This is a genomic window from Ekhidna algicida (genome assembly GCF_051379705.1).
Taxonomy (GTDB): domain Bacteria; phylum Bacteroidota; class Bacteroidia; order Cytophagales; family Cyclobacteriaceae; genus Ekhidna.
In genome coordinates this window covers 3,234,093-3,246,383 of record NZ_CP179868.1, presented here as the reverse complement: position 1 = coordinate 3,246,383, position 12,291 = coordinate 3,234,093, and the positions used below count along the sequence as shown (strand labels likewise).

Genomic DNA, 12,291 nt, shown 5'->3' with positions numbered 1-12,291 from the left:
TCAACGTACGAATTTGCACATTAAATAAATAAAAAAGGCCAGTCATTTGACCGGCCTTAATTTTCAATATGATTTAATCTTAATTACTAGACAGATACTCTGCAACTCCTTCTCGTGTCGCGTTCATTGCAGTTTTACCTTCTTCCCAGTTTGCAGGACATACTTCGCCATGCTTTTGTACATGCTGCCATGCATCAACAATTCTCAACATTTCATCAATGTTTCTGCCTAGTGGAAGATCGTTGATTGATTCGTGACGAACGATTCCATCTTTATCAATGTAGAATGTACCTCTGAATGCTACTGGAGTGCCTTCAAAACCAAGGTTACCTTCCTCGTCATAAGACCAATCTCCTGCTAGTACACCAAAGTTAGATGCAACAGTTTTCGAAGCATCTGCAACTAATGGATAAGTTACTCCGCTAATTCCGCCTTTATCTTTATCAGTCATCAACCATGCAAGGTGTGTTTCTTCAGTATCACATGATGCTCCTACTACAGCTACACCTCTTTTTTCGAATTCTTCGAGCTTAGATTGAAATGCATGAATCTCAGTCGGGCATACAAATGTGAAATCTTTTGGATAGAAGAAGAAAACAACTTCTTTTTTACCAATGTATTGATCTAGTGAAAAATTTTCTACAATCTCTTCACCGTTAATTACAGCCGGTGCGTTTACGATCGGTGCTTTTTTTCCTACTAATGACATGTGTGTTTGTTCGTTTTTAATGTGTTAAATAATTAATTAAATAAGTGTGATCTCATCATCAGGATCGATGCGTTCGCCATTTACCTGAAGTTTTATTTCATTGATTTTGAAATTCCTAATCTTCTTTTTCCTAAAAAAGTCATTAATCAGTGCGTACAGCTCTTCATCATAGAAGTCTTGAATTTTGTGAGACTTCAGGCAATATAAATGTCCGTGTGGACTCATATTACCATCATATCTTTTTGAGCTTAATCGTGTTGAAACAAGCTGAATAAGGCCAGATTCTACCAAAACATCCAGAATCCTATATACACTTCCTAAGGAAATGGAAGGATTATCAGCTTTGATACTTTCGTAGATATGTTCAGCCGTTGGATGATTGTTGGAGACAATCAGCTCTCTCAAAACCACAATTCGCGGGTGTGTAGCCTTCAATCCTACCTCGCTAAGCTGATTTTTTACTTGATTAATTATTTCCATTTAGGAATTATTCTCAAATGCGAAATTAAGCCATATATAAGATACAGCCAAGGTTTTCGACTAATGATTTGAAATACCATCCAATTAGGATCGAAAATCTGGTAAAATCTTGGTTAATTGCAGTAAAACACGTTTTGCCTTAAATCAATCAGAATCAAAAACAATGATTATGAAAAAATCTACTACTAAATTATTTATGCTAATGCTGGTGGTGAGTTTTGCTGTCAACCATTCTGCGAAATCTCAGGACTTTGGAAATGTATTCCAGGCAGGTCCTGAAGATGCTGAGCTATACCTACAAAGTTATGTTGATCCAATCATGCAATCATTCAATAATGGATTAAGCGGAGGATGGGTTAATACAGCAAAAACTCATAAGCTTTTGGGGTTTGATCTCACAGTCTCAGCTAATATTGCTAATATTCCGAATAGCGACAAACAATTTCTGTTCAGGAATCTTGATTTTCAAAATCTTGAACTTGCTGGCGGTCAAACTGAATCATCTTTGCCTACAGCTGTAGGCGGTCCTACAAATACTCAACTTACTTTTGCAGGTGATGCAAGTATTGGTGACTTACAATTTTCCGGTAATTCAGACCCATTTAATGCTGCAGAAGGCTATGACACAGAAGATCTGCCAATTGCCGGATTTCCGGTTCCTACCTTCCATATTGGAATTGGGCTTGTCAAAAATACGGACTTGAAAATAAGATTTGTTCCTTCTATTGAAACAGATGATCTAAGTTTTAATATGTGGGGTGTTGGAGTTCTACACGATGTTAAACAATGGATACCAGGCCTAAAGCTTGTTCCGGTTGATATTGCTGCATTTGTCGGACATACAAGTCTTAAAGCTGAGTATGATATTGATGAGAGTGGTACAAATGGAGGGATACAATATGATGCCGATGGAACAGCTGAATTCAAGGCAACCTCTACTATTATTCAGATAATGGCTTCTAAGAAACTGGCTTTTCTAACTCCATACTTTGGTTTAGGTTATAACATAGCAGGCAGTTCATTTAAGGTAAATGGCACATTTGTATACGATGACATTGGAAATCCTATAACTCAACCTGAAGAGTTTATCGACCCTATTGATCTATCGTTTGGTGGCGGTAGTTCGCCAAGAGTAACAATTGGTGCAAGAATTAAACTACTTATTTTGACTCTTCATGCTGACTACTCAATTCAGAAATACAACACCTTCACATTAGGTGCTGGTATCAGCATTAGATAAGAAAATACAGACTTGTATAAACAAAGAAAAGTCCCGTCAAAAACGGGACTTTCTTTTTTACTTGTCAAACAGGTGTATGAATAAATTTGTGTTATGCATTAGGTATATACTACCTAATGAAAAAAAGTAACCCCTTATCATGATAAAAGTTTTATTCGTTTGTCTTGGCAACATTTGTCGATCCCCTCTGGCTGAGGCAATTTTTAAGAAAAAGGTCGAAAATGAAGGTTTAGAGGACAAAATTCTGTCTGATTCAGCTGGAACTGCCAACTATCATGTAGGAGAAAATCCAGATCCAAGAACTGTAGAAATTGCTGAAAAACATCATGTTCCAGTAAACCATAAAGGCCAGCAGTTCAAAAAACATCATCATGATGAGTTTGATTACCTAATCGCAATGGATCATTCTAATCATAAAAACATGACTATCGAAATGGGATCAAATCCAGACAAGTTGATATTGATGCGGGACTTTGACCTGTATGGTAAAGGACAAGATGTACCTGATCCCTGGTTTGGCGGTATGAATGGGTTTGAAGAGGTTTACCAGATTCTGGATCGATCACTTGATGAATTTCTGAATTTCTTAAGGCAAGAACATGACCTATGAATGATTTCATTCGTCAGGTACTAGAAAAACATATCTCATCTTCTATTCGATTAACAGGTGCCACGTCTCTTGCAGGCGGTTGTATCAATGAGGCTTTCAAGATCTTGACCAATCAAGGCCCTTTTTTTATGAAATGGAACAAGGCTGAGCTTAATGAGATGTTTGACTCGGAAAGCAGCGGACTAGACTTACTTCGTGAGTTTTCACCTGTTTATTCACCTCAGCCATACGGAAATGGGGTATTTGATAACAAATCGTATCTGATTACGGAGTGGATTGAAAAAGGTGCACAATCACTCAGCTTTTGGCAGGAATTTGGAAACAACCTTGCAAGACAACATAAGGTCACAGGCTCAAAATATGGTTTGGATCATAGTAACTATATCGGCAGCCTACCTCAATCCAATATTCAACATACAAACTGGAACGATTTCTTTATTAATGAACGTCTTTTACCACAGCTAAACTTCGCTTCATCCAAAAATATCATATCCAATGACATAAGGAATCGATTCGAGATGTTGTTTTCAAAACTCCAAGAGCTGATCCCTAAGGAAAGACCGTCGCTTTTGCACGGAGATCTCTGGAGCGGCAATTTTATGGCTAATAAATCTGGGGATGCCACCATTTTTGATCCAGCAGTACACTATGGGCACAGAGAAACCGAACTAGCTTTTACGCAGCTCTTTGGGGGATTTTCTTCATCCTTTTATGATCACTACAATGAAGCATATCCGCTAGAAGCTAATTTTGATAAACGAGTTGATATTCACAACTTATACCCTCTTCTTGTTCATGTTAACCTATTTGGCTCATCTTATCTCTCAGGAATAATACAAACACTCAATCGCCTCACTTAACGATACAATACCTGATAGTTGTTAATGGTTTTTTGTTCCATTATAATGGATCTATTCCATGGTAACTTATTAAAGGAATCTGGCGTGTAATTCTTAATTGTAGCCAAATTGAGTGGACTTTCGAAGGTCAGTATGAAATCTCTGTTCAGAAGCTCCTTTATCCTTTTTGATTTGAATTCTTTGTTGTCAATACAAAAAGAGAATGTCAATGCTGAATTTTGCATCAGATTAATCTTGATATTTAATAAATCAAGCACCTGAAGGATCATTCCAAGCTTTTTCTCATTCATAAAGCTATGGTCTTTGACTTGAGCAGTTACGAGCAACTGATTTCCTTTAAAAACGAAGCAAGGAATCATTTTAGTCGTATTCTCTGATGCGATGGTTGTCCCAGACTTGCCTCGATCTAAAAAAGATCGCACAATCAACGGAATGCTCTTTTGCGCGATTGGCTTAAGTGTTTTCGGATGAATCACCTGCGCACCATAATAAGTCATTTCTGTTATTTCACGATAGCTTAGTTTTTCGTATTGCTCTGCGCCATCCAATATTCGGGGATCGGCGTTCAAGATACCTGGTACATCTTTCCATACTGTGAACCCATCTGCATTGAGGCAGTAGGCCAATATTGCTCCAGTATAATCAGAACCTTCACGTCCCAAGGTGGTCGAATTTCCTTCAACGTCAGAGCCAATAAATCCCTGAGTAACAACAATGCATTTCTCCGCCAATGGCTTCAGCTCTTTCAAAATTTGTCTTTCAGTAACAACCCAATCGACATTAGCCTCTGTGAAATATTGATCGGTGCGAATCAACGAACGTGCATCAAACCACTCACATTTTGTTTGTTTTTTCAGGTAAGCCTCAATAATGGTAGTTGACATTAGTTCCCCATGAGGTACTACCTTATCGTATGCAAGCATTACATCGCACTGGCTTAAGTCTTTTAATTCCTTTTCAAGTGATTTCTCAAATTGAGTATATCGCTCAGGAATTTCGATCTTTAGCTCCTTGATAACCTCAGTATGATATGACTTCAATTCATTGAAGTCATCTGTATAATCCTGACCGGAATGGGCTTTTTTTACTAGTTCTTCAAGCTTATTGGTTGTTTTTCCCATTGCAGAAACTACAATGACCATCTTCTCATTTTCGAATGATGAGACGATCTCCGCTAAATTCTTAACACCGGCAGCATCCTTTACTGATGCTCCACCAAATTTGAAAATCTGCATTATGCAAACGTTATAACTAGTGAATGAATTAATTTCGTGGTTCGAAACTCAAAATTTAATTCTGAACTATCCCCCGTATGAACAAAAGTAAGCTTGGCCTGCCCATAGGAACAACCTTAGACCGTTTTATTAAGCAGAAAGAAGATGAATTTTCTTCTGCAACAGGAGAGCTTTCTCAACTTTTGAGAGATATAGCACTAGCTGGGAAGATTATCAATAAGGAAGTTAATAAGTCAGGATTGCTGGATATTACCGGTGGGTTTGGTGAAAAAAATGTTCAGGGAGAAGATCAGCAAAAACTGGATGTTGTAGCAGACATTCGCTTTACTCGAGCGTTGAAAAATGGGGGAATGACTTGCGCAGTAGTTTCTGAGGAAGAGCAGGAAATCATTCATTTAAATCCAAATTGCAGATATGTGGTTGCTATCGATCCATTAGATGGTAGCTCCAATATTGATGTAAATGTTTCGATTGGGACTATTTTTTCGATTTATAAGCGTATTTCCCCTGTAGGAGGACCCGTGCAGGAAGAGGATGTTTTACAAAAAGGAACTGAGCAAGTAGCAGCCGGGTATATCCTTTACGGATCTTCTACTATGCTCGTCTATACAACCGGACGAGGTGTTCATGGATTTACCCTTGAACCTAGTCTTGGTGAGTTTGTACTTTCTCACGATCACATGACATGCCCGAAGGACGGTAAGATTTATTCCATCAATGAGGGTAATTATTTTGCTTTTGACGAATGGGTACGTGAGTATGTTGACGACTGTAAGAAGAATGGAATGACAGCCCGATACATCGGATCGTTGGTAGCTGATTTTCATAGAAACATGATGAAAGGCGGGATTTATCTATATCCAAATACAGAAAAAGCACCAAATGGCAAGTTAAGATTGCTTTATGAGTGCAATGCGCTGGCTTTTATTGCAGAGCAATCTGGTGGTGTAGCTACTAATGGTAAAGAGCGCATCCTGGATATTCAGCCTACTTCATTTCATCAGCGATCACCACTTTATCTGGGATCAAAGGAAATGGTAGATCACGCTATGTCATTTGTTAAGGCTGGTACTTCTGCCGTGTAATCACTTTCTGCTTTTCACGTTCAATAATTGCCAACGCTAAATTTCTAGCTATTTCACCTTGTTTGGAACCTTGAAGCAATTCTTTGGTACGATCTTCCGGTATATCGATGCGGTAAAGTGCGTTCAAAAGTCTGTTTAAATCATGATCAAGAAGGTAATTGACCTGCTTTGTGAGCCATTCCTCCAACCGATCAAAGTCATTTTCTCCTTTCTCAAATTCCATTTCAACCTCCAATCCGAAATCCTTTCGAACGAGTTGATAACTCTGTTTAGCTAGTGTAACTTCATCCATATCAAAAACACCGATTTCTATCTACAAATCACTCAAAAATAGGATTATGAAAAAAATATTCATTCTTTGTCTAATGGCCTTTTCACTCAATGGATTTGCCCAAAGTGAGGAGACTAAAATAATGAACGTCATCAATCAAGTATTCGAAGCAATGCGGACTAGCGACAGCACCATGCTTAAGCAAAGCTTTGTTGAAAACCCCAACACATTTACTGCTTATGTAAATCAAGAAGGTGAATCGATCCTGTCTGTTGGAGATTTTCAGCGATTCATTGATGCGGTAGGTCAACCTAAGGAACAAGTGTGGAATGAACCTATCTGGAACGAGAAAGTAGAAATAGATGGGAATCTTGCTTCCGTCTGGGTCGATTATGCTTTTTACGTTGACGATCAGTTTTCACATTGTGGCGTTGACGCCTTTCATCTGATCAATCAGGATGGATCGTGGAAAATCTTTCATCTGGTTGATACAAGAAGAAGATCGGATTGTGAGATTCCTGATGATATTAAGCCTTAACCTTGTCAGGAATCCACTCAAAGTCTCCCGACTTAATGGAATCAACAAGGATATCACTCAATTCTTTGGGTGGAATTGTTGTTCGACGTTTAGCTGTGTCAAGCCATGCACCGTCCACGTCTACTTTGGCAGATAAGTCACCATCTTTTGTGTAGATATTATGCCTAAAAGACCACTTTGATCCATCTTTTCGAAGTTTTGATATGGTAAATCCGACCTCAAATACCTCGTTCATTCGTATTTCTTTAAAGAAACGAGTGTCCTCTCTGAAAAGAATTGGTCCTATATTCATTTGAAGCAACTTGTGAAACGGCATACTGATCTCCTCGAAATACATCAATCTAGCTTGCGCACAATAATCGTTGTAGGCCGTGTGCCTCATGTGCCCATTGGGATCCAAATCAGCCCATCTTACACGAAATTTGAACTTAATTTCACTCACTCTTTGACTCCTTCTTTTTAGCAGCAGGTTTTTTAGCAGCTTTTTTCTTCTCTGCTTTCTTTTCTTCCTTCTTCTCAGCTAAGGCTTCAGGTGCCTGCTTCACTATTTGATCATACCAGCTCACCACCTTCTTGATATCGGATACGTAAACTCGAGATTCATCATACTCAGGAAGTATAAATTTTAGAAATGACTTTAGTTCCTCCGGACTGCTGTTCTTATCTAAATCCGTATCACCATCAAATTCCTGATGGATTTTTTTCATCACATCTTCCAACGGAACCGCCCCTTCTGAATCGGTAGTGTAAATAGAAATCTCCGAAAGAATACTTACTTTGTTATGCATGGTGGCTACCATTTTCTTCTTGTGCTCATCCATGCTTTCAAGTACTACGCCGGTACGTGTAGGCTGAACAATTTTGAACAAGTTCCCTTTTCCAGAGACAGATGCGATATCACTAAAATCCATATGTTGTTTTTTTTCAGTTGGCAAAAATATCCTATCCTGTTATCTCTGCATTGATTCGATCAATAAAATCTAAGATTTCTTCACCTCCTGTCTTTTCAGCCGAAGAGGTCACAAAGGTAGGGGGAAGCTCTTCCCAAGTTTTGCGCATTTCTTTCTTATAATTAGCCACATTTGATTGAATCTGCGTTTTCCCAAGTTTATCAGCTTTCGTAAAGACAATACTAAACGGGATTGCGTTTTCTCCCAACCACTCCATAAACTCAAGATCTATCTTTTGCGGATCATGTCGGCAATCAACAAGCACAAACACACATGCAAGATTTTGTCTTTCCTCTAAATAGGAGTTTATCATTTTCTTCCATGCTGCTTTGTTCACTTTACTGGTTTGTGCCCATCCATAACCAGGCAAATCAACCAAATACCAGCCTTGATTGATAAGAAAATGGTTAATCAATTGTGTTTTTCCGGGTGTAGATGAAGTCTTAGCGAGCTTCTTTCGATTCGTCATGAGATTGATCAAGCTCGACTTTCCAACGTTAGACCTGCCTATAAAGGCATATTCTGGAATCCTTGGCTCAGGGCAATCAGCCACATTAGGGCTACTTTTTACAAATTCTGCTGATTTTAACTGCATGGAGAAGAAACTAATAACATTTCGACCGAACACGGGTTTAATCCACTAATATTGCGGCAATTATGACGGTACTACCTTACAAAGATAACTCGGATGCGAAGAAGAAGCAGGTAGCTGAAATGTTCGATAGCATTTCCAGCAAGTACGACTTCCTGAACCACTTCTTAAGTCTTGGAATCGACATAAGATGGAGAAAGAAAGCCATAAAAATGCTTTCAGACCTTCAACCAAAACAGATTCTTGACATTGCTACCGGAACGGGTGATTTCGCCATTGAGTCCTTGAAGCTCAATCCTGAAAAAGTAATCGGTGTCGATATTTCTGAAGGAATGCTAAATGTAGGGAAGGAGAAAATGAAGAAAAGAGGTTACTCAGATATTATTGACATGCAGTCTGGAGACTCTGAAAACCTTCATTTTGATGATAATAAGTTCGATGCTGTGATCGTTGCATTTGGTGTTAGGAACTTTGAAAATCTAGAAAAAGGACTTTCTGAAATGAACCGTGTTTTGCGGCCCGGAGGACGAGCTATTATTCTTGAATTTTCAAAACCTACGATATTTCCGTTCAAACAATTATATAATTTTTATTTTCGTTGGATATTACCGAAGATTGGAAAGGTAGTTTCCAAAGACAACGCTGCCTATACATACTTACCAGAATCAGTTAATGAATTTCCTTTTGGAGATGACTTTCTCCGGATTCTGGAAAAAACTGGATATAAAAACACTAAATGCAAACCATTAACTCTAGGAATCAGCTCTATCTACGTGGGAGAAAAATAGCGCTTTCCTGCCTGTTGATTTTCGGTTTGGCGCAATCATCGGTTGCGCAGAATAATCCTTCTGATAATTTGCTTAACTACGAAGATCAGTGGATTCATTACGGATTCTTGATTGGTGTTCACTCTTCCAAGTACGTCATTAGATATTCCGATTACTTCACTTCTCCTGCTATGGACACTGTTCATTCCATAGTGCCAGGAAATCTTGGTGGCTTCAAACTCGGATTTGTCATCAACATGAAGGTTTCTCAATACCTGGATTTCAGGCTACTTCCAACTGTAGGATTTTATGAAAACGACCTTAGCTACCGGTTCACCAATGGAATCACGCAGCGCGAACTAAAGGATGCGACCATGGTAGAGTTACCTCTCCTACTCAAATACAAATCAGCACGTAGAGGCAATATAGCTATGTACATGATCTTTGGAGTTAATCCATCACTTGAGGCTTCCGGTAAAGGCGATGAACAAGATGTATCTCAAAAGCTGGAATTGAAAAACTGGAACCTCGCCATTGATGTAGGTGTAGGACTCGATATTTTTTATCCCTTTTTTAAATTTTCACCAGAAATCAGGTATTCCTATGGTCTGAGAAATATGCTATCAGACGATCCGAATGATTTCAGTATCGGTCTCAATAAACTCACCACGCAGAATCTTGGAATCTTTGTCACTTTCGAAGGAGGACCAAGTTCTAAACGAAAACTTGGTGGAAAAACCAAGGGCAGCGGTAAGATAGAATCCCGTCAAAAGAAGAGATTAAAAGGAGGAAAAGGTAAAGGAAACGGCTAGAGATATGAGTCAACCAATTGCATTAATCACGGGAGCAACCAGCGGTATTGGAGAAGCAGCGGCACGATTGTTATCCAAAAACTATCGATTAATCATCTGCGGACGCAGAATTGAGCGCCTGGAAAAGCTCAAGAAAGAACTTGAAAGCGAGTGTCAAATCTTGTCTTTCGATGTAAAAGACAAAAAAGCCGTTTTTGAAGCATTTGAATCACTCCCAAAAGAATGGCAGGTAATAGATGCATTGATCAACAATGCGGGTAATGCACATGGACTTGATCTCATTCAAGATGGAAACACAGACGACTGGGATGCCATGATGGATATTAACGTGAAAGGCTTGCTTTATATGAGCAAAGCTGTCATTCCAGGTATGGTAGAACGAAAGAAGGGGCACATCATCAATATCAGTTCGATTGCAGGCTTAGAAGTTTACACGCGAGGAAATGTGTATTGTGCGTCCAAGCACGCGGTAGATGCCCTTACGAAAGGCATGCGGATGGATCTTAATGAACATTGCATCAAGGTTTCATCCATCGATCCAGGGTTGGTAGAGACAGAATTTAGTGAGGTGAGATTCAAAGGTGATTCAGCCAAAGCAAGCAAAGTGTACGAAAATTACACTCCATTAAAAGCTATTGATGTTGCAGAAACCATTGAATTCGTGCTCAATCGTCCTCCTCATGTGACTATCGGTGACTTGCTAATCTTACCTACAGATCAGGCAAGCAGTACAATTGTGAATAAAAAAAGCTAATAGTCTTTTCGTAAGTATTACGATAAACACATATTTGCCGCATGCAAAACATCCTGATTATCGGGGCGGGGAAATCATCGACCGCACTTATAAATTATCTACTTAACCATGCGGAAGAAGAAGATTGGAATATCACAATCGCCGAGAAGGATTTAACACTTGCCGAATCTAAAATTGGCGGTCATGAATGTGCTAAAGCTGTTCCTTTCGACGTTTTCAATGCTGAACTTTTAACCAATCTTGTCGGTGATCATGACTTGGTCATTTCTATGCTTCCTGCATCATTGCATATTCATGTTGCCAGAAAATGTGCCGAGCTAAAAAAACATTTCCTCACAGCCTCCTACCTGACAGAAGAAATTAAAGAGCTGAATGGTCAGTTTGAAAATACCGGTAAGCTTATGATCATGGAGATGGGGCTCGATCCGGGAATCGATCACATGTCTGCTATGAAAGTGCTGGATGAGCTTCGTGAGGACGGATGTGAATTAACCGGGTTTGAGACATTCACCGGTGGATTGGTTGCTGAAGAATCTGTTGGGGATAATCCTTGGAAATACAAGTTCACTTGGAACCCGAGAAATGTGGTGTTGGCTGGTCAGGGCAGTTGTAAGTTCATTCAGGAAGGGCGTTATAAGTACATTCCGTACCAGAAGCTATTTAGGCGTACTGAGACCATATTCATTCCTAATCATGGCTATTTTGAAGGCTATGCGAATCGTGATTCCCTTGCATATCTAGATGTTTATAACCTAAGAGGAATTCGCACACTATATCGTGGTACACTCAGAAAGCCAGGATATTGCGCTGCATGGGATGTTTTTGTGCAGCTAGGAGCTACAGATGATACCTATGAAATGGAGAATGTATCTGAAATGACGCATCGTCAATTTATCAATTCATTCCTGTCATATAACCCAAATGACTCGATCGAGCTCAAGTTAGCTCATTACCTGAATCTAGATTTGGACAATGGCATCATGTTCAGATTAAAGTGGCTAGGTATGTTTGATGATGAGTTGGTAGGCTTGAACCAAGGTACTCCTGCTCAGATTTTGGAACATATTCTCAAAAAGAAATGGACACTTGATCCTGAAGATAAAGACATGATTGTGATGTGGCATAAGTTCAACTTCCTAAAAGATGGAAAACCGCGTCAGATTGAATCTAGCATGGTTGCACTGGGCGATGATGAGGTGAACACTGCAATGTCCAAGACGGTTGGGCTTCCACTAGCTATTGCCGCCAAACTAATTCTTAAAGGGAAGATTAAATTAAGCGGCGTGCATGTACCTATCAGGAAACAAATCTACGAACCTGTGCTAGCAGAATTGATAAACACTGGATTGGTATTTAATGAACGCGAGGTAGAACCTACTTTTTACTAA

16 protein-coding genes are annotated in these 12,291 nt (G+C 39.3%); 9 read left to right on the top strand and 7 right to left on the bottom strand.

Going from position 1 to position 12,291, the window contains the following annotated elements; translation table 11 throughout:
- Window positions 1-79: 79 nt before the first annotated feature.
- Both ACL8WY_RS14620 and ACL8WY_RS14615 read right to left on the bottom strand, forming a co-directional pair.
- Complete coding sequence (locus ACL8WY_RS14620; protein WP_436515495.1) at window positions 80-709, bottom strand: peroxiredoxin; 630 nt, start codon at window positions 707-709, stop codon at window positions 80-82.
- A 36-nt stretch (window positions 710-745) separates the two neighbouring features.
- The gene (locus tag ACL8WY_RS14615; protein ID WP_436515494.1) at window positions 746-1,189 is read right to left on the bottom strand and encodes a Fur family transcriptional regulator; all 444 of its coding nucleotides are present in this window, start codon (window positions 1,187-1,189) and stop codon (window positions 746-748) included.
- 169 nt (window positions 1,190-1,358) lie between these two features.
- Between ACL8WY_RS14615 and ACL8WY_RS14610 the strand changes: the two genes are divergently transcribed.
- The 3 genes from ACL8WY_RS14610 (at window position 1,359) to ACL8WY_RS14600 (ending at window position 3,899) form a co-directional block, all read left to right on the top strand.
- Window positions 1,359-2,429 carry a DUF6588 family protein gene (locus ACL8WY_RS14610; RefSeq protein WP_436515493.1) on the top strand — a complete coding sequence of 357 codons (1,071 nt, stop codon included), beginning with the start codon at window positions 1,359-1,361 and terminating at the stop codon, window positions 2,427-2,429.
- Window positions 2,430-2,568: 139 nt separating this feature from the next.
- Complete coding sequence (locus ACL8WY_RS14605; protein ID WP_436515492.1) at window positions 2,569-3,039, top strand: low molecular weight protein-tyrosine-phosphatase; 471 nt, start codon at window positions 2,569-2,571, stop codon at window positions 3,037-3,039.
- Complete coding sequence (locus ACL8WY_RS14600) at window positions 3,036-3,899, top strand: fructosamine kinase family protein (protein ID WP_436515491.1); 864 nt, start codon at window positions 3,036-3,038, stop codon at window positions 3,897-3,899. The genes ACL8WY_RS14605 and ACL8WY_RS14600 overlap by 4 nt, the downstream gene beginning before the upstream one ends.
- Here the strand turns inward: ACL8WY_RS14600 and ACL8WY_RS14595 are convergent.
- On the bottom strand, window positions 3,896-5,134 hold the full coding sequence (locus ACL8WY_RS14595) for an aspartate kinase (RefSeq protein WP_436515490.1): 1,239 nt from the start codon (window positions 5,132-5,134) through the stop codon (window positions 3,896-3,898). The two genes, ACL8WY_RS14600 and ACL8WY_RS14595, sit on opposite strands and share 4 nt — an antisense overlap.
- A 77-nt stretch (window positions 5,135-5,211) precedes the next feature.
- On the opposite strand from ACL8WY_RS14595, the gene fbp reads away from it, so the two are divergent.
- Window positions 5,212-6,219 (top strand): class 1 fructose-bisphosphatase, encoded by a 1,008-nt coding sequence (gene fbp, locus ACL8WY_RS14590; protein ID WP_436515489.1) that lies wholly within the window; start codon window positions 5,212-5,214, stop codon window positions 6,217-6,219.
- On the opposite strand, the gene ACL8WY_RS14585 is transcribed toward fbp, so the two are convergent.
- Window positions 6,194-6,511: a hypothetical protein gene (locus ACL8WY_RS14585; protein ID WP_436515488.1), complete on the bottom strand. Its 318-nt coding sequence runs from the start codon at window positions 6,509-6,511 to the stop codon at window positions 6,194-6,196. The two genes, fbp and ACL8WY_RS14585, sit on opposite strands and share 26 nt — an antisense overlap.
- Window positions 6,512-6,557: 46 nt before the next feature.
- Between ACL8WY_RS14585 and ACL8WY_RS14580 the strand changes: the two genes are divergently transcribed.
- On the top strand, window positions 6,558-7,028 hold the full coding sequence (locus tag ACL8WY_RS14580; RefSeq protein WP_436515487.1) for a nuclear transport factor 2 family protein: 471 nt from the start codon (window positions 6,558-6,560) through the stop codon (window positions 7,026-7,028).
- On the opposite strand, the gene ACL8WY_RS14575 is transcribed toward ACL8WY_RS14580, so the two are convergent.
- The 3 genes from ACL8WY_RS14575 to yihA are packed head-to-tail and all read right to left on the bottom strand — an operon-like array spanning window position 7,018 to window position 8,573.
- Complete coding sequence (locus tag ACL8WY_RS14575; RefSeq protein ID WP_436515486.1) at window positions 7,018-7,470, bottom strand: acyl-CoA thioesterase; 453 nt, start codon at window positions 7,468-7,470, stop codon at window positions 7,018-7,020. The two genes, ACL8WY_RS14580 and ACL8WY_RS14575, sit on opposite strands and share 11 nt — an antisense overlap.
- Complete coding sequence (locus tag ACL8WY_RS14570) at window positions 7,463-7,939, bottom strand: DUF5606 family protein (RefSeq protein ID WP_436515485.1); 477 nt, start codon at window positions 7,937-7,939, stop codon at window positions 7,463-7,465. Before ACL8WY_RS14570 ends, ACL8WY_RS14575 begins: the two co-directional genes overlap by 8 nt.
- Window positions 7,940-7,970: 31 nt before the next feature.
- Window positions 7,971-8,573: a ribosome biogenesis GTP-binding protein YihA/YsxC gene (gene yihA / locus ACL8WY_RS14565; protein WP_436515484.1), complete on the bottom strand. Its 603-nt coding sequence runs from the start codon at window positions 8,571-8,573 to the stop codon at window positions 7,971-7,973.
- A 62-nt stretch (window positions 8,574-8,635) separates the two neighbouring features.
- Here yihA and ubiE point away from each other — a divergent pair, with 62 nt between their 5' ends.
- The 4 genes from ubiE to ACL8WY_RS14545 are packed head-to-tail and all read left to right on the top strand — an operon-like array spanning window position 8,636 to window position 12,291.
- Window positions 8,636-9,358 carry a bifunctional demethylmenaquinone methyltransferase/2-methoxy-6-polyprenyl-1,4-benzoquinol methylase UbiE gene (gene ubiE / locus ACL8WY_RS14560; RefSeq protein WP_436515483.1) on the top strand — a complete coding sequence of 241 codons (723 nt, stop codon included), beginning with the start codon at window positions 8,636-8,638 and terminating at the stop codon, window positions 9,356-9,358.
- Window positions 9,307-10,149: an outer membrane beta-barrel protein gene (locus ACL8WY_RS14555; protein WP_436515482.1), complete on the top strand. Its 843-nt coding sequence runs from the start codon at window positions 9,307-9,309 to the stop codon at window positions 10,147-10,149. The genes ubiE and ACL8WY_RS14555 overlap by 52 nt, the downstream gene beginning before the upstream one ends.
- 4 nt (window positions 10,150-10,153) lie before the next feature.
- Window positions 10,154-10,903 (top strand): SDR family NAD(P)-dependent oxidoreductase, encoded by a 750-nt coding sequence (locus ACL8WY_RS14550; protein WP_436515481.1) that lies wholly within the window; start codon window positions 10,154-10,156, stop codon window positions 10,901-10,903.
- Between the two features lie 41 nt (window positions 10,904-10,944).
- Entirely contained in the window at window positions 10,945-12,291 is a 1,347-nt protein-coding gene (locus ACL8WY_RS14545) for a saccharopine dehydrogenase family protein (RefSeq protein ID WP_436515480.1), read from the top strand.